Annotated in this window: 16 protein-coding genes; 8 read left to right on the forward strand and 8 right to left on the reverse strand. The window is 47.9% G+C overall.

The window, feature by feature from the left end:
• The first annotated feature begins 406 nt into the window (after positions 1–406).
• A complete protein-coding gene (locus MNO13_RS10860) occupies positions 407–985 on the forward strand; it encodes a serine acetyltransferase (protein ID WP_241939975.1) in 579 nt (192 codons plus the stop codon).
• 177 nt (positions 986–1,162) lie between these two features.
• On the opposite strand, the gene MNO13_RS10865 is transcribed toward MNO13_RS10860, so the two are convergent.
• Positions 1,163–1,477, reverse strand: a complete 315-nt coding sequence (locus MNO13_RS10865; RefSeq protein ID WP_064546043.1) for a BON domain-containing protein — start codon at positions 1,475–1,477, stop codon at positions 1,163–1,165.
• A 75-nt stretch (positions 1,478–1,552) separates the two neighbouring features.
• Positions 1,553–2,392 carry a transporter substrate-binding domain-containing protein gene (locus MNO13_RS10870; RefSeq protein WP_241940065.1) on the reverse strand — a complete coding sequence of 280 codons (840 nt, stop codon included), beginning with the start codon at positions 2,390–2,392 and terminating at the stop codon, positions 1,553–1,555.
• A gap of 327 nt (positions 2,393–2,719) precedes the next feature.
• Here MNO13_RS10870 and MNO13_RS10875 point away from each other — a divergent pair, with 327 nt between their 5' ends.
• The 3 genes from MNO13_RS10875 to MNO13_RS10885 all read left to right on the forward strand — a co-directional run bounded on the left by MNO13_RS10875 (position 2,720) and on the right by MNO13_RS10885 (position 5,839).
• Positions 2,720–4,210 carry a SulP family inorganic anion transporter gene (locus tag MNO13_RS10875; RefSeq protein WP_241939976.1) on the forward strand — a complete coding sequence of 497 codons (1,491 nt, stop codon included), beginning with the start codon at positions 2,720–2,722 and terminating at the stop codon, positions 4,208–4,210.
• Between the two features lie 401 nt (positions 4,211–4,611).
• A complete protein-coding gene (locus tag MNO13_RS10880; protein WP_064546049.1) occupies positions 4,612–5,139 on the forward strand; it encodes a GNAT family N-acetyltransferase in 528 nt (175 codons plus the stop codon).
• Positions 5,140–5,194: 55 nt separating this feature from the next.
• Positions 5,195–5,839, forward strand: coding sequence for a metallophosphoesterase (locus MNO13_RS10885; protein ID WP_064546051.1), 645 nt, complete (start codon positions 5,195–5,197; stop codon positions 5,837–5,839).
• Here MNO13_RS10885 and MNO13_RS10890 read toward each other — a convergent pair whose 3' ends face one another.
• The 5 genes from MNO13_RS10890 to yebS form a co-directional block, all read right to left on the reverse strand.
• Positions 5,840–6,031, reverse strand: a complete 192-nt coding sequence (locus MNO13_RS10890; protein WP_064546053.1) for a YdfD/YebW family protein — start codon at positions 6,029–6,031, stop codon at positions 5,840–5,842.
• Positions 6,032–6,137: 106 nt separating this feature from the next.
• Entirely contained in the window at positions 6,138–6,377 is a 240-nt protein-coding gene (locus MNO13_RS10895; protein WP_064546055.1) for a YebV family protein, read from the reverse strand.
• Between the two features lie 111 nt (positions 6,378–6,488).
• Positions 6,489–7,883 carry a 16S rRNA (cytosine(1407)-C(5))-methyltransferase RsmF gene (gene rsmF, locus MNO13_RS10900; RefSeq protein WP_422387221.1) on the reverse strand — a complete coding sequence of 465 codons (1,395 nt, stop codon included), beginning with the start codon at positions 7,881–7,883 and terminating at the stop codon, positions 6,489–6,491.
• 120 nt (positions 7,884–8,003) lie between these two features.
• Positions 8,004–10,637, reverse strand: a complete 2,634-nt coding sequence (locus tag MNO13_RS10905; RefSeq protein WP_241939978.1) for a PqiB family protein — start codon at positions 10,635–10,637, stop codon at positions 8,004–8,006.
• Complete coding sequence (gene yebS, locus MNO13_RS10910) at positions 10,606–11,850, reverse strand: membrane integrity lipid transport subunit YebS (RefSeq protein ID WP_064546062.1); 1,245 nt, start codon at positions 11,848–11,850, stop codon at positions 10,606–10,608. Before yebS ends, MNO13_RS10905 begins: the two co-directional genes overlap by 32 nt.
• 171 nt (positions 11,851–12,021) lie before the next feature.
• Here yebS and MNO13_RS10915 point away from each other — a divergent pair, with 171 nt between their 5' ends.
• The 4 genes from MNO13_RS10915 to htpX all read left to right on the forward strand — a co-directional run bounded on the left by MNO13_RS10915 (position 12,022) and on the right by htpX (position 16,442).
• Positions 12,022–12,510 (forward strand): GAF domain-containing protein, encoded by a 489-nt coding sequence (locus tag MNO13_RS10915; RefSeq protein ID WP_064546064.1) that lies wholly within the window; start codon positions 12,022–12,024, stop codon positions 12,508–12,510.
• Positions 12,511–12,614: 104 nt separating this feature from the next.
• Complete coding sequence (gene proQ, locus MNO13_RS10920; RefSeq protein ID WP_064546066.1) at positions 12,615–13,298, forward strand: RNA chaperone ProQ; 684 nt, start codon at positions 12,615–12,617, stop codon at positions 13,296–13,298.
• Positions 13,299–13,318: 20 nt separating this feature from the next.
• The gene (gene prc, locus MNO13_RS10925; RefSeq protein WP_064546068.1) at positions 13,319–15,367 is read left to right on the forward strand and encodes a carboxy terminal-processing peptidase; all 2,049 of its coding nucleotides are present in this window, start codon (positions 13,319–13,321) and stop codon (positions 15,365–15,367) included.
• Between the two features lie 193 nt (positions 15,368–15,560).
• Positions 15,561–16,442, forward strand: a complete 882-nt coding sequence (htpX, locus tag MNO13_RS10930; RefSeq protein ID WP_034496301.1) for a protease HtpX — start codon at positions 15,561–15,563, stop codon at positions 16,440–16,442.
• 45 nt (positions 16,443–16,487) lie between these two features.
• Here the strand turns inward: htpX and MNO13_RS10935 are convergent, their stop codons facing one another.
• Positions 16,488–17,864 (reverse strand): MFS transporter, encoded by a 1,377-nt coding sequence (locus tag MNO13_RS10935; RefSeq protein WP_064546070.1) that lies wholly within the window; start codon positions 17,862–17,864, stop codon positions 16,488–16,490.
• Positions 17,865–17,881: the final 17 nt, after the last annotated feature.

Below are 17,881 nucleotides of genomic sequence, written 5' to 3' on the forward strand. Positions count from 1 at the left end.
TCTGGCTGTTTTTTTATGCCGGAACTAATCAGAACTCAGAAAATTTCATTAGTGCGCATCGTCACTGCGTTGATTGGTAGCAGGGGGACGGGATCCATTGCAAGGGTAAACCAAGCTGGCTGGGTAGGAGATTAACCGCCTTAAAGCCTATGAGTTCACCAAAACCAGGTAAGAAAAAAACGCGCTGAATGAGTGGCGGCTCTAGGTTTGATTGTTAGCTCACATTCATGAATGTAAGGCGTCAAAATATTCACAAAATCAATGGATTGTTGTGTTCACTATCGTTATAATTTTTCCTAAATCAGGGATGGTCAAGAAGTGATTAAACTGAAGTTGTTTATTTTAAAGTCTGTTTATACAAAAAGACAAACTATCACTAAAGATTTTTAATGGATTAATTTTATCTATGAACAGCAACCACCTTTGCAACATTCAATCAAAAAATACAATAGACCATCTCAAAGAGTGTTTACAAATAGAAGTGATAAACCGAAGTGGGAATAAGCATTTCTCATGGTTTAAGGTTTTTCATAGGGTTATTTTTAGCCGAAAGAAGCGGTTTTACTTCTGGTGGCGTATTGCCAACTATCTATATAGTTTACCTAATAACCGTTATAAGAAATTAGCTCGGAAAATTAATGATAATCTTCGTCATAAATATGGGGCTGATATGAGCATAGCAGCGCACATTGGTGCTGGTATGAAGATTAATCACTATCTGGGTATTGTAGTTAGGTCAGAGTGTATCATTGGTAAAAATATGAATATTCGACAAAATACTACGATTGGTCGTAAAAGCTCACGAGGTGATATTGGCATTACCTTCATAGGGGATAACGCAGATATTGGAGCTCATAGTTGCATAATTGGTGATATAAAAATTGGTGATAACGTGACTATCGGTGCAATGACTTTTGTAAATAAAGACATCCCTGATAACTCTGTTATTTATAATACCGTTTCTTCCATCATTAAGAGCAAGTAAGAATCATTTTATATAGAATAGTACTTAGGAAATGAAGAGCGTTGTTGAATAAATCAAGCTTTTGTCCTGTAGTCCTGGTGCAGGTTAAGTGGAGTACCCCAAGCCTATAGACTCTTCCTATGCTCAAACTATAGGGCAGAATTGTCTACAGTCTTGGGGTAAAGACCAATAAGCCTGTTACTTCACGAGCAAGTCATTTTCAACCATTCGTACACCCTTAACCGTTTTGGTTAGCGCAACAGCTTTATTTGCCTCAGCTGATGAAGCGACAAAGCCGCTAAGTTGTACTCGCCCTTTAAACGTGACGACACTGATATCCGTAGATTTCAGTGATTTCTCTGCCAGCAGAGTCGATTTAACTTTGGTTGTAATAACCGTATCGTCGATATAGCCGCCGGTACTTTCTTGTTTTGAGGAACCAGCGCATCCTGTCAATGTTGTTGCTGCCAGAGCTATTGCGCAAAAAATAGCCATTATGTTTCTATTTTTCATAATTAATCTCCTTGAGGTCGACATGTACACAGGCCGTTATCTTACCCGATGATTTCACGATAATCAGCAGTTCTGCTAACGCAATTGATAGCGAAGCTTATCATTGATAAGTTGCTGTGACATCGGCAGTTGTACGATGTCATCAGGGGAGGTGAGTGGAGACATAAACCACTTGTTATAGAGCTCATCAAATCGTTTTGTGGCAAACATGGTCTTTATGTTGGTATTAATGATTTCTTCCATTTCATCCGCATTTTTATCCACGGCTAAACCATATTCTAATGTATTACCAAAACCACTGGCGTTGATCTGGTAATCTTCTTTATTTGGCATTTCAGCCAATTTACCACGGATAATAACGTCATCAGTGATGAATGCTGAGATATGACCATCGGCAAGCAAATCAAAACCATCATTAAAATCGCGCACTAACTTCACCGAAATTGAGTAATTGTAATTTTCATTCATCTTTGCCAATTCTAATGCGGCGGTACCGCCACTGATAACACCGACTGTATGCCCACTCAGTAACTCTTCATTCAAAACTTGCTCTGATTTCTTGGTCAGAATATTCATTTTGGTGTAAAACCACGGAATAGAGAATTTAACTATTTTATGACGTTGCCCGGAGTTCGCTGCGACTGCACATAAAACATCCGCCTGATTATGGGATATAACCTCAAAGCGAGCGGCTGCGGGGATTTTTGTCCATTTGACATCTAATTTGGTGTTGTAGCGTTTTTCTATACTTTGTACGACATCGAGGCAGATATCTATCACCATGCCAGAGGGTTTGTTATTTAATTGCCAGGCAATGGGTCTGGTGTTATCGACCCATGCCAGGGTTATGCTATGGGTGCTGAGTATTTTGTTCAGTACTGGGTCAGCAAAAACATTCCCACAAAATAGCATCATGGTAGTCAACAGGAAAATACCTGTCGATTTACAATTAGTTAAGTAGCTAAACAAAATGAATCCCTCAATAAATACAAAAACTAAAACAATTTTTATAGAATTTTAAAAAGCCATCATTATTGTAAGTGTTTTTATGCTGTGTTCCTATCGATAGCGTTTTTGAATAATAGGTATTAATCGACATTCATGATGAAGGTTGGGCAAGCCATTCAGTGTTCAGAATGTTATACATCACATTAATTAGCATCCTCACTAACGTCTCTGTACAATCACGCCCGGCCTGAATGGGCCATAGCGAATAACGATAAACCTGCAAAGACGAAAAATATGACCACCACTCAAACCGAAAACCATAGCCGTGAGAATTCTCTGGCGTATGTTTTGCGTAGTCCACGCCTGTTAGCCCGGGAATCCCTTGCGGGAGTGGTTACAGCATTAGCGTTAGTTCCAGAAATCATTTCATTTTCAGTTATCGCAGGGGTTGACCCGAAAGCCAGTCTGGTGGCCTCCATTGTACTGTGTTTATCCATGTCAATTTTTGGTGGTCGCCCTGCAATGGTGACCGCAGCTGCAGGGTCAGTTGCTCTGGTTATCGGGCCAATGGTGCATCAGTATGGTGTTGCATATATTTTCCCTGCCGTATTGCTGGCGGGGTTGATTCAAATTGTGTTCGGCGTAAGCGGGCTAGCTCGAATGATGCGTTACATTCCCTTATCGGTGATGACCGGTTTTGTGAACGCATTAGGTATCCTGATTTTCTTTGCACAGGTGCCTCATATTTGGGGAAATAACCCGTTGGTGTGGGGGTTGTTTGCACTGACGTTATTGATTGTTCTCCTGTTGCCACGGGTGTTCAAAATGGTGCCTTCGCCGCTGGTGGCGATAATTGTCATTACTACACTTTGTATCGGCATGGGGCTATCAGTCCCGACAGTCGGAGAATCAGGGCCAATGGATGCCGGCTTACCAGGATTAACGGAATTAATGGTGCCGTTAAACCTGGATACATTACGGATAATATGGCCTTGTGCGTTGAGTATCGCATTTGTGGGATTAATGGAGTCATTGCTGACAGCTAAGCTGGTGGACGAATTGACAGATACACCCTCCAGTAAACGCCGTGAATGTTGGGGATTGGGGATATCTAATATCTTCGCCGGTTTCTACGGTGGGATCGCAGGTTGCGCCATGATTGGCCAGACCATGGTTAATGTCGAGCTTGGTAAAGGGCGTACACGAGTTTCTACGCTTGCCGCAGGGCTGGTGCTGCTGTTGCTGGTTACCGGTTTAAGCGAACTGATGGCAAAAATCCCGATGGTTGTTCTGGCGGGGATCATGGTCATCGTGGCGGTGAAAACTCTTAACTGGCACAGTGTGAAACCCGCCACATTGAAAAGAATTCCGCTTCCCGAAACTCTGGTGATGGTGACGACGGTGACAGTCACCGTTGCGACAGGAAACCTGGCTTTGGGTGTCGTTGGCGGAGTCATCTTTGCGATGATTTTGTTCGCCCGACGTATTGCTCATGTTGTTCATGCACAACGGTCATTGTCTGATGATGGGCAATCCGTTCGGTATACGGTGACCGGGCCGCTGTTTTTCGCCAGTAGTAATGATTTATTCGAACATTTTCAGTATGCCGATGACCCGCAGCAGGTGATTATTGATTTATCTCAGGCACAAATCTGGGATGTCTCGACGGTCGCGGTGCTTGATGCGATTGAAACTCGCTACCAACGCTATGAATGTAAAGTGAAAATTGTGGGGCTGGATTTGCGCAGCAGTGATTTTCATGAACGGCTGAGCGGTAAAGTATGATCAAAGCGTGCAAGGATTAATTTGGCATTTTGATCGGCAGATGGCAAAACTGTGAATCTGCCGTTACTTTTCGAACGTCAGGACTGCTAGATTAATCTAAGTCCCAGAGTGAAACGGAGGTGCCAGAAAGTTTGAAACTGATCCTCGATAGTAAGCTGGTGGGGTACGTGGTGGAACTGATTACCACGCACTCTTTGGTATAAACCATATTGAAACGCTTGAAGAAGCGGAAAAATTTACCAGATAACTCGTATCATCTCTCTAAAGGCTGCAAATTTGCAGCCTTTTCTATTTTTATCTCCCGCTCAATTTCTCTTATCTCACAGCAGCTAACCTGTGCTTATTGTTTCATGAGCGGTATAGCGGCAGAATCATTAAAAAAGATTCAGAAGGAAATGAAAATGGTTAAAGAAGCACCACGTCTGGAAACTGAACGTTTAGTTTTGCGGCACTTTGCATTGGAGGATTTCCCGGATTTAGCGGCTTGTTGGGCTGACCCGGAAATGGTGAAATTTATCGGTGGTGGTCAACCGCAAGGGCAGGAAATGACATGGAGTCGCCTGTTACGTTACATCGGTCATTGGCAGGCACTGGGTTATGGCTACTGGGGGGTGTTTGAAAAAGCAAAAGGGCGTTTTGTCGGGGCGTTCGGTTTTCAGGATGCACAACGTGAATTAACGCCAGCCCTTGAATTCCCTGAAGCCGGTTGGACGCTCATTCCAGCCGTACACGGTAAAGGCTACGCCAATGAAGCCTTGGGTGCGATTTTAGAATGGGCAGACCGTGAATTTACCACGCCCGTTTGCTGCATTATTGATGATGATAACCATCGCTCCATTCACCTCGCCGAGCGTTTTGGCTTCCGGTTTGAACACCCTGTGGAATACCACGGTAAACGGATAAAGATGTTCGTTCGCCCAACCTGCTAACCATCGCCGCACACTGGTTTATAATTGAGCAATAAATAAGCGGTGTGGGGTCAGTATGTATCAGCGAATTGAAGGTGAGAACTGGCGGCATATTTTTGTTGTTGGCGATTTACACGGCTGCCTTTCTGAGTTAATTAGCCAGCTTAAACTCCAGCATTTTGATTACCATCAGGATCTTATTATCTCGGTGGGGGATCTTATCGACCGCGGTGCGAATAGCCCCGGTTGTCTGGCCTTACTGGGTAGCAAGTGGTTTAAAGCGGTGAAAGGCAATCACGAAGAGATGGCTTTAGAAGCGTTGGATGAGGGCGAGGGGATTCTTTGGCAAATGAACGGTGGCGATTGGTACCGGGAGTTGCCAGCACTGCGCCAACATAATGTGCAAGAGGCTTTATTACATTGCCGTGATTTGCCGTTAGTGATTGAGCTTCATACCCATGGGAAAATACTGGTTATTGCTCATGCCGATTATCCTGCATCACATTACAGTTGGAATCAGCCAGTTGATGAGCATTTGCTGGTCTGGAGCCGGGATCGGCTCAATAAAAATTTACAGGGACGCGGTGAAGAAATAGAAGGGGCGGATGAGTTCTATTTCGGCCATACACCACTCAAAGAAGTCGGTCATTTTTACAACCAAAACTATATTGATACCGGCGCAGTGTTTGGTAACAAGCTAACGATGGTGCAGGTACAGTAGTTATAGCGAACTGTATTCATGAGCCGGGCGCCAGAAACCATCGATAAAATCTTCTATTGGGAAGCATCCGCCATAACGGATCCGTTGGTCATCCATGGCCACCACACATTGCTGCTCGGTATTAAAAACGTCCACAACAATATCTTCGCAATCACCGTCCAGGTAACAAACAAATAAGACTAACGCAAACATTAACGCCTCAGAGTTTCACCGTTTGGTTTAATTGTAGGGGAAGCCATGGGAAGAGGGGAAATCAGTACAGATTAATTAACCCGCCTGAGCGACGGGTTGATTGGAATCATGCAAGACGCATGACCCAGGCATCAGATTTTTGGTCGTAATGTTGACGGTAGAGGACTGAATGTTCGCCATCAAGGACGGCGGGAATACTGGTTTCATCATCCCAGGCATCAAGTTGCATGCACAAATCCGGGTCAGATTTACAAGGGATGCTCAAAGTGCGGTCCCCTTGTTGCTCGCCATGTAATTCAGCATCATCAATTTCGAAGATGCCTATTCGTACGTTAGTTTTCGTCATCTTACTCTCCTTGGGTCTGGGTGCATGTGGTATGACCAGTAAGGCCTCCCACACTAGAGCGTAGACAAACGTACAAAAACTGCAAATCACATGGCGACAATATTTTGCGAATTAGGCCTTCGTCGCGAACAGTTTGCCATCGCGTACCAGTTCACGTGGGTAACTGTTCTTCAGTCGCGATCCCACTTTCCTGGCCAGACCCAATGGTTGGTCTTGCCAGGTGACAATCACTTCATTAAGTGACGGCGTCACATCTGGGTAAATGTCGCGCCCGTGATACCATTCGTCAGCTTCAAACTCCGTCAGCGCGAATGCCAGCGGCGAATCCCCGGGCACTAAAGCAATCACTGCTTCATGCTGCCAGCGGTATCCCTTGTTGTACTGTTCCGCCAGACGTATGCCAATCCGAGAAAAACGGACCTTGCCGAATAACGAAACAATCTCCTTCGGAAACAACCAAATTTCTTTATCGCGTTGCCAAAGCTGTTGGTCATCTTGCCAGCTTATCCCAGATTTTTTGGCAGCCGCGGTGACTTCAGCGGCTTGCTTGCCAAATAGGGGGCTGAACGGGAAATTACCTACTTTGTACCCTGGGGTCGGGAGTGCTTCGATTGATGCCGTTTTGCGCAGGCGCGCGACGAAAAAGCCTTCACAATCATAAATTTGTGGGAAAACATGCAGGTAACCTTCAGCAGTGATGGCTCTCCCTGCCTCCGGGAACAGGTCGTTAAGCGGGGCGATTTCCACGGCATCGGGCCATTCATCAAGCAACCACTGGCAAATCTGTTGGTTTTCTTCACGGTTTAAAGTGCAGGTGGAATAAATCAGCGTGCCTCCGGGGCGCAAGGCATGGAAAGCGCTGGCGATCAATTCGCGTTGCGTATCGGCAATACTGGCGGTGCTTTCTGGTGACCAGTTACGCAATGCATCGGGATCTTTACGTACTACGCCTTCGCCTGAACAGGGGGCGTCGAGCAAGATCGCATCAAAACATTCCGGTAAGGCTGCACCAAATACCCGGCCATCAAAATGCGTCAGTGCCACATTGCTAATTCCGCAGCGGCTGATATTGGCATGCAGCACTTTCACCCGGCTGGCGGAGTATTCATTGGCAAGAATCGCACCGTGATTGCCCATGCGTGCGGCAATTTGCGTGGTTTTAGAACCAGGTGCGGCAGCGACATCCATAATACGCACCGGCTGGTTGCCGTCCGCAAACAGCGCCGCAACGGGCAACATCGAACTGGCTTCCTGGATGTAGAACAATCCACCCAGATGTTCTGCTGTGCTACCGAGTGGCAGGCTTTCTTCATCATCTCGCTCAATCCAGAACCCTTCAGCACACCATGGAACAGGTGTCAGATGCCAGTCGTAAGGTGCAACCAGGGCGAGAAAATCGCTGACTGAAATTTTGAGTGTATTGACTCGCAAGCTACGCCGCAGAGGACGTTGGCAATACTCGATAAAGCTTTCGAGCGTTTGGTCGGCCGGAAGTGCATCGCGAATAACATCAAGAAAGGATTGCGGGAGAAAGGCGTTTTGAGAGTGAGCCACGAAGGAAGTCCAGAAAAAAATGAAGAGTGGAGTCTAGCACAAACGCCCCGGTGAGACACCGGGGCGCGGGCATTAACGTGGTAGTGCAGTTCCCCACTGACGCCATTCTTTCGGCTCAGTTTCCTCAAGCAGGAAGTGTTTACCAGTGACCGCTTTCGGCGCGAGCGGTGTTCCCGGTGGAGTTGCGAACGCGATACCGCCACGAATGAACTGGTTGAAGGTGCCGGTTTTCACCACGCCGCCTGTCAGGCCAAAATCGAGGCTGTAGCCCGAGGCAAGCCAGAACACTGAGCTATCACGCACCAAATGCTGGAAACGTTTACTGATGCGCAGGCCGACCATCACGCGGTCTGATAGATTGCCGAGGGTTAAACCGGTTACCGTACCGACTTCAACACCACGGAACAGAACGGGTGTACCAATGCTCAATGCCCCCGATTCAGGGACTTCCAGCACGATACTCAGGCCATCAGAGTAACGAGAGTCGGTAATCGAGGTTTCCTGCAACTCGAAGTCACGTCGTGGTGCGCCTCGCCCTGGTTCAACGTTAATATACGGCTGGAGAATAGTGTCGAGATTATCAACACCCGAGGCTGAGATTTTCGGTGTCACAACCGAGAAGCGTGTGCCACCGCGAGCAAAAGTATCCACAAATTCAGGATAGAGCACCGCTTTCGCTTCGACTTCGCTGCGTGACGCTGTCAGATTCAGTGACTCGAGCTGCCCAATGTCAATTCCCAGATAGCGAATCGGCATTCCCGCAGACAGTTTCCCGGCATCGAAGGTATGCAAGGTAATCTGGCTACCGACGGCGCGCGCGGCAGTTTCAGACGCGTACAGTATGCGTTTGTCACCCTTTTTCAGACCGGCGCTGGCACCGCTCAGGTTGTCAAAGCTGATTGCACCTTTTAGAGCGCGAGAGAGCGGGGAGGCTTGCACCGTCAGACCGTTGCCGTTGAGTTGCACGCGTGCGCCACCTTCAGCCCAAAACACACTGTTGTCTGTCAGCAGGTTGCGGTATTCCGGCTTGATATTCACATCGATATCAAAGCTATTGGCGCGTGGACGGACACTGATAATCTCACCGACCTGGAATTTACGGTACAGCACCACGGAGCCCGTTTGAATATCCGGCAGGCTGGCGGCAGTTAGCGTTAATGTCGTTGTCGGCAAGTCGCTCAAGCTATTTTCGACCGCTTTTTCAAGGTTGGCATACAGCGGATAACTCTTTTTCATCTCGCCTTTGTTGCCAGGAATAACCCTGACCCCACCATTGATCCATTCACTGGCGCTGGCACCCAAAAATTCAACACCATCGATACCAACTTTGACATCAATACGGCTGTTGACGACGAACTTGCTGTCGCCCTGAATCAGTTGGCGGTATTCAGGATCAATGGCGACAGAGAAGCTGACACCCTTAGCGGACAGTGTGCGTTCAAGAATTTGCCCAACTTGCACGCCATGGAGAATGATAGGTTGGCCAGCATCAATACCGTAGCTTTCAGGTGCAGTCAGGTTTAGCGTCAGAACGTTCGGCTGTTGTAGCGGTGTTTTATCACTTGGGAATACGACAAAGTGATTCTGTGGGTCACCTTCCCCTGGCACTAACTCAAAGGTGCTACCGGTTAGCAGGCTGCTGAGGTTTGGATTGCTGAGCGAGATTTTAGGGTTACGTAGCTCAATACGTGTACCACTGCGCATTAGGTTGACCACACTTGGGTCAACGGTCATCTGGCCTGTGACGGTGCTACCAGGATTCAGGTTCAGCTTGGTTAGCGTACCGACTTCAAGGCCTTGATACATCAGCGGGGTTGAGCCTGCTTTCAGGCCTTCACCATTTGGCAGGGCAAGATCAATGATCACTCCCCGCTGGCTATGTGCCAGATCCTCATACAGCCCAAATTCATCTTCAGCCTTCGCTTCAGCGGAGTTTTCCGGTGAATCAAAGGCAATTGCGCCATTCACTAACGCTGCGAGGCTTTCTAACTGAACTTGTGCTCCGGAAAGGCTGAAGTTGGCTTTTACCCCTGATACGTTCCAGAAACGACTGCCTTTTTTCACCAGTTTGGTAAAGCGGCGGTCGATCAGTACGTCAATGGTGACGCCCTGCGTATTGTTGTTAATGGTGTAGTCGTAAACCCGGCCAACAGGAATTTTACGGTAGTAAACCAATGAGCCGCTGTTGAGCGAACCTAGATCAGGGGCGTGAAGATGAATCATCAACTCGCCATTATTCAATCGATATTTGGGTTGAGTATCCAGAGCGGTGAAGTGCTCCTGGGGTTTGCCTTTGCCAGGCATCATACCGATATAGTTCCCGCCGACCAGTGCATCCAGGCCGGAAACGCCGGCCAGTGAAGCTTTCGGCGTCACCAGCCAAAACTGAGTATCCTCACGCAGCGCATTTTTCATATCGCTTTTCACGCTGACTTTGACTTCGATTTTGCGCAGGTCTTTGCTCAGGCTGATGCTTTGCACGGTTCCCACTTCTACGCCTTGATAACGTACAGGTGTTCGCCCGGCGACAATACCGTCGGCTGAAAGGAAATCAATGGTCGCAGTGGTACCACGTTCTTCCCATGTCGACCAAATGAGCCAACTGGCAATCATCAATGCGATAATCGGCAGCAACCAGAAGGGCGAAATTCGGCGTTTTGTTTTAATTCGCGCTTCAGTCGGTGAAGCGGGCATTTCCTGACTCATGTGCGTCCCAAAGTAGTCGGCTATCCAGCCATTCGACTGCAAGAATAGTTAAAATAACCGCCGCGCCAAAGTAAAACGCAGCCGGCCCCATAGTGAATGCCAATAACTGATCTCGATTAACCAGTGACATCGTAAGCGAAATAACAAAGAGATCGAGGATAGACCAGCGGCCAATCCAGGTAATAAAGCGTAGTAATAAAATGCGCGTTCTCAACCCTCGCTCGCATTTGAAATGAATACTTAACAACAATGAAATCAGCACGATAACCTTGACAAAAGGCACCAAAATACTGGCAATGAAAACCACTGCCGCCACGGCAACATTACTGTTGCCGAGGGAAATAATACCAGAGAGGATAGTATCTTCCTGACGCGAGCCATTGACGTACAGAATTGAAATCGGCAGCAAGTTAGCAGGAAGTAAAAAGATTAACGAGCCGATTAACGCGGCCCAGGATTTCTGCAGGCTGTGGCGGCGGCGTTCTCTTAATGGCACATGGCAACGCGGACAGCGGCCACGTTTATCCGGCACACCAGTAAAATGGCACCCGAGGCATACACGCAGTTGCGCATTCCAGGCGCGCGGCGGGCGTTGCGGGTAGAAGCGTGACCACAGTTGTTCTACGTTTAAGTGAATCAGGGTTAATAAGCTCAATATGGCCAGCGCGATAAACGCCACTAAACCTATGCCGGGCTGGATGTAGGCGAACTCTCTGACTTTTATGCAGGCCACGCCAATGCCGACCAGATAAATATCAAGCATGACCCATTCTTTGAGCTTATCGAGCATCAGTAAGACCGGGCGTAAATTCATCCCAAGAATATTACCAAAGTAGAGATAGATGATACCCGCGACCAGTGTGGCGGGGGCACCAACGGCACAAAACATCACTATCGCGGCCGTAAGCGGATCGCCCTGTTTGGTCATCTGCCAGATGCCCTGAAATAGATTGGCATCGATGGCCGTACCTAATAAATAGATGCGGACCAGTGGCTCTGAAAAGGCAACTGTCATCAGTAGCAGCATGGCGGTTGCCATAGCGGCCAGACGTGTGAGTGACCAATCACGACCATGGAAGACTTTAGCGTCACAACGTGGGCAATACGCGCTCTGCGACGATTTAACCAGCGGTAACGAGAAAAGTGTATCGCATTCGGGGCAACGCTGATAACGTGCCTGCGGTACAGCATTGCTAATGGCGTGTATTTTCATGTGTTGTCGTATGCAAGGAATACCGTTGGCGCATTGGGTATCTCTTTAGAAAATCAAATATTCGTTAAGCGTATATTAATTCATGGAATGATACACCTTGTGGCATAAGGCATTTAATGCTTATTTTACTATGCTATGCAGTTGAGTAAGACAACATACTATGGTTAATCAATGAACAAAGAACAATTTTACGCGGACTTGAACCGCGATTTTAGTGCGTTAATGGCAGGTGAAACAAGTTTTCTGGCAACGTTGGCAAATACCAGTGCTTTGCTGTTTGAACGTCTTGAAGGTGTTAACTGGGCCGGGTTCTATTTACTGGAAGGCGATACGTTGGTTTTAGGGCCTTTCCAGGGCAAAATTGCCTGTGTGCGCATCCCGGTAGGTAAAGGTGTATGCGGTACAGCAGTTTCCACCAGGAGCATTCAGCGCGTTGAAGATGTGCATGCTTTTGATGGTCACATCGCCTGTGACGCCGCCAGCAATTCCGAAATCGTTCTGCCGTTAATGGTAAACGATGAGTTAATCGGGGTCCTGGACATTGATAGCACTGAGTTTGGGCGCTTTACACCTGAAGACCAACTCGGCTTATCTCAACTGGTAACGCAGCTTTCGCTGACGCTTGCCGACACGGATTTTAAAAAATTCTTCACTCGATAGCATGATAAACAACGGATAACGTGGCATTTGCTGATAGCGTCATTATAATGTCGCCTGTTCATGCCTGCGGATTGTTGGCAACTCCGTTGTAATCAGGAAATTTCATGGAAAATCAACCTAAGTTGAATAGTAGCAAAGAAGTCATCGCCTTTTTGGCAGAGCGTTTCCCACAGTGCTTTAGCGCTGAAGGTGAAGCCCGCCCCCTGAAGATTGGTATCTTCCAGGATTTAGTCGCGCGCGTTGAAGGGGAGATGAGCCTCAGTAAAACTCAACTTCGTTCCGCGTTACGTCTTTATACTTCAAGCTGGCGTTACCTGTACGGTATCAAAGTCGGCGCGACCCGTGTTGATCTCGACGGTAACCCATGTGGTGAACTCGATGAGCAGCACGTTGAGCATGCTCGTAAGCAGCTTGAAGAAGCAAAAGCTCGTGTTCAGACACAGCGTGCAGAGCAGCAAGCGAAGAAACGTGAAGCGGCTATTGCTAACGGTGAAACCGTTACCGATAAGCCTCGTCGCGATCGCAAACCTCGTCCTGCACCGCGTCGTCCAGAGACTACAGAACGTAAACCTCGTGCAGAAAAACCGGCGGCTCCTCAGGTTCCGCGTGAAGAAAAACGCACTCCGGTTACGGACATTTCTGCATTGCAGGTGGGTCAGGCAATCAAAGTCAAAGCGGGTAACAACGCGATGGATGCCACCGTACTGGAAATTACCAAAGATGGCGTACGTGTACAGCTAACTTCTGGTATGGCAATGATCGTACGCGCAGAACACTTGCAGTTCTGAAACGGAGGCCAGACCCGGGCATGAACAAACTCTTTAAGCGTACGGCAGTCGCTAGTCTGTTGTTTCTTGCAGGTAGCGCACTGGCCGTCGAAAATATCACGCAAGCTTCTCAAATCCCGCAGTTAAAGGAAGAGACACAGCATGCAACGGTGAGTGAGCGTGTAACTTCGCGCTTCACTCGCTCGCATTATCGCCAGTTTGATCTGGATGAAAATTTTTCCGCAAAAATTTTCGATCGCTACCTAAACCTCCTCGACTATAGCCACAACGTGCTGCTTGCCAGTGACGTTGAGCAGTTTGTGTCGCGGAAAAAACAGATTGGCGATGAATTGCGCACCGGTAAACTGGACGTATTTTACGATCTCTATAATCTGGCCCAGAAGCGCCGTTTTGAACGTTATCAATACGCGCTGAAAGTGCTGGAAAAGCCGATGGATTTCACCGGCAATGACACCTTCAATGTGGATCGCAGCAAATCTCCGTGGCCTGCAAGTACCGCCGAGTTAAATAGTCTGTGGGACAGCAAAGTTAAGTTTGACGAATTAAGTTTGAAACTGACCGGTAAAACCGATCAGGAAATTCGTGAAACGCTGACTAAGCGCTACCAGTTTGCGATTCGCCGTCTGGCGCAGTCTAACAGTGAAGATGTTTTCTCTCTGGCAATGACCGCCTTTGCTCACGAAATCGATCCGCATACTAACTATTTGTCTCCACGCAATACTGAACAATTCAATACTGAAATGAGTTTATCTCTGGAAGGTATTGGTGCGGTGCTGCAAATGGATGATGACTACACAGTGATCAACTCGATGGTTGCGGGTGGTCCGGCGGCGAAAAGCAAAGCGATTACCGTAGGCGATCGTATTGTGGGTGTCGGTCAAACCGGCAAAGCCATGGTTGATGTGATTGGCTGGCGTCTTGATGATGTGGTTGCGCTGATCAAGGGACCAAAAGGCAGTAAGGTTCGTCTTGAAGTCTTACCTGCGGGCAAGGGCACTAAAACACGCATCGTCACGTTAACGCGTGAACGTATTCGTCTTGAAGACCGTGCCGTTAAACTCACCATTAAAACGGTTGGTAAAGACAAAGTCGGCGTGCTGGATATTCCAGGCTTCTATGTTGGTTTGACGGATGACGTCAAAGTCCAGTTGCAGAAGATGGAAAAACAGAATGTGAAGAGCGTGATTATCGATTTACGTTCTAACGGTGGCGGTGCATTGACCGAAGCTGTGTCGCTTTCTGGCCTGTTTATCCCTGGTGGCCCAGTTGTTCAGGTACGTGATAACAACGGTAAAGTGCGTGAAGACAGCGATACCGATGGCGTTGTGTACTACAAAGGCCCACTGGTTGTTATGGTTGACCGTTTCAGTGCCTCCGCATCTGAGATTTTCGCCGCTGCAATGCAGGATTATGGCCGTGCGTTGATTGTCGGTGAGCCGACCTTCGGTAAAGGGACTGTTCAGCAGTATCGTTCGTTGAACCGTATCTACGATCAGATGCTTCGCCCTGAGTGGCCTGCATTAGGCTCTGTGCAATACACCATCCAGAAGTTCTACCGCATTAATGGCGGCAGTACTCAGCGTAAAGGTGTTACGCCAGACGTGATGATGCCGACCGGTACGGAAGAGACAGAAACTGGCGAGAAGTTCGAAGATAACGCGCTCCCATGGGATAGCATTAATGCCGCAACTTACGTCAAGTCAGGCGATCTGACACCGTTCGAACCGCAACTGCTCAAACTGCACCAGGACAGAATTGCAGCCGATCCTGAGTTCCAGTACATCATGAAGGACATTGCTCGCTTCAATGCCCTGAAAGAGAAGCGCAATATTGTTTCCCTGAATCTTGCTCAACGTGAGAAAGAAAACCAGGAAGACGATGCGACGCGTCTGGCACGCATCAACGATCGCTACAAGCGGGAAGGTAAAGCTCCGTTGAAGAAACTGGAAGACTTGCCGAAGGATTATCAGGAACCAGATCCTTATCTCGATGAAACGGTTCATATCGCGCTGGACCTTGCAAAAATGCAGCAAGATAAGCCAGCCGAGCAACCGGCTCCTGCTAAGTAACTCCCCAACAGGCACAAATTTTTGTGCCTGTTTTTTTTACCTCTATCAAGCCGCGTAAACCTAGCTCTTTCTGAATGTAAAGTTATGTATTATTAACCACTTGGCAACGATGAATGCTTGAAAATAGCAGGCTTGCCCCTACGATGTGGGGTAACGCAGAATGCGTATTTTTAACCGAGGTAAAAAGAAAATTATGATGCGTATCGGGCTTTTCCTGTTGACCAACCTTGCAGTCATGGTCGTATTCGGGCTAGTGCTAAGCCTGACGGGGATCCAGTCGAGCAGCGTACAGGGTCTGATGATCATGGCGGTGTTGTTTGGCTTTGGTGGTTCAATCATCTCGTTACTGATGTCCAAATGGATGGCATTACGTTCAGTTGGCGGTGAAGTAATTGAGCAGCCACGTAATGAAACTGAGCGCTGGCTGATGGAAACCGTTCGTCAGCAGTCGCAGCAGGCGGGTATCGCTATGCCTCAGGTGGCGGTTTACCATGCGCCAGATATCAACGCGTTTGCTACTGGCGCACGCCGTAATGCCTCGTTGGTTGCGGTCAGTACCGGCCTGTTGCAGAACATGAGCCGTGATGAAGCAGAAGCGGTAATTGCTCACGAAATTAGCCACATTGCGAACGGCGATATGGTAACCATGACGCTGATTCAAGGTGTGGTGAACACCTTCGTTATCTTTATTTCGCGAATCATTGCACAGGTTGCCTCAGGCTTCCTGTCAGGTAATCGGGATGAAGGTGAAAGTAACAACGGTAACCCGTTTGTCTATTTTGCAATTGCGACCGTACTGGAGTTGGTATTCGGTATTCTGGCCAGCATCATTACTATGTGGTTCTCACGTCACCGTGAATTCCACGCTGATGCCGGATCTGCAAAATTAGTCGGCCGTGAAAAAATGATTGCTGCTTTACAGCGTCTGAAAACCAGCTATGAACCGCAAGAAGCCAGTAGCATGATGGCGTTTTGTATCAACGGTAAGGCGAAGTCAATGAGCGAATTGTTTATGACTCACCCACCTTTGGACAAACGTATTGAAGCACTGCGTAACGGCGAATATCTGAAGTAGTGATAAATATTGATAAAAAAGCGTGCCATCGCTGGCACGCTTTTTTTATGCCTGCGAAGCAGTAGGTTGAGATAACCGCAAACTGCTAACAATAGCCGCGACGGTAGCAAAACTGCCGGCCAGAAGTAACGAGGCGTGCGTTCCGTGAGTGGTGAACAGGTTGAACATCAGTGCTACCAAAGCTGCACCACAACTCTGGCCGAGTAACCTGGCCGTGCCTAACATGCCGCTGGCACCACCGCTGCGGTGACGCGGAGCAGAAGAGATAATGGTGTGGTTATTGGGGGACTGGAACAAGCCAAAACCTGCACCGCACAAGAACATGCGCCAGATAATATCTATGTCAGAAGGGTTATGTGGCAACAGCGCCAAAGCAAACAGACCGCAAGCCATCATTACAAGTCCGATTCCACCTAATAATCCCGCATGTACTCGTCCAATTAAATGACCAGCGACCGGAGCCATAATCATGGTTGCGATGGGCCACGGCGTCAGTAGCAGGCCAGTTTCCACTTCACTACGACCTAATGTCGATTGCAGGAAAAAGGGTAAAGAAACCATTGCCAGCATCTGCGCGGTAAAAGAACACACTGATGTTCCAATGGATAAAGAAAACACCGGGATACGCAGTAAATCGACCGGCAATAATGGGAAAGGGAGTTTTAACTGGCGGCGTATAAAGAAAGATCCAATGACTAGCAAGGCTGCCAGTTCACTGAGAATAAGCCAGCCAGACTGGCCCTGAGCAAACCCGCTGATGGCAGAAATCAATAAGCCAAACGTCAGGGCATTCATGATGGCGCCTGGAATATCAAAGCGCTGCCCCTGGGATTTTTGTTGGTTCGCTGGCAAGAAACGCAGAGCCAATAATAGTGCAATGATGCCAATGGGCACGTTAACCAAAAATAACCATTTCCAGGAAGCAACGGATAGAATGGCGGCAGCAATAGTCGGCCCGGCAGCTGATGAAACGGCAACAATAAATGAGTTAATTCCCATGCCGCGGCCAAGGTGTTTTTGTGGATAAATAAGCCGAATGAGCGCGGTATTTACGCTCATTAATGCCGCACCGCCGAATCCCTGCAGTACGCGAGCAAATGTCAGCATGGGTAAAGAATTCGATAACGCACAAAAAAGGGATGTCACACAAAACAGCATTAGCCCGCACTGATATACCCGGCGATAACCAAAAATATCCCCCAGAAACGACATGGAAAGTAATGAAACAATTATCGCTATTTGGTAACTGTTAACAATCCAGATGGATTCTGCCGGACTGGCATTAAGTTCGCGGGCAATGGTGGGAAGGGCGACGTTAGCGATTACGCCATCAAGCACGGCCATAGTAATACCTAACGCAATGGCTAAAATAGCACCATAGCGCCGCGGTAATGGCAGCCCATCAGCAAGGGTTTTATCCATAGGAAAGATTGAATTCA

The organism is Buttiauxella ferragutiae (assembly GCF_022637515.1).
Lineage (GTDB): Bacteria > Pseudomonadota > Gammaproteobacteria > Enterobacterales > Enterobacteriaceae > Buttiauxella > Buttiauxella ferragutiae.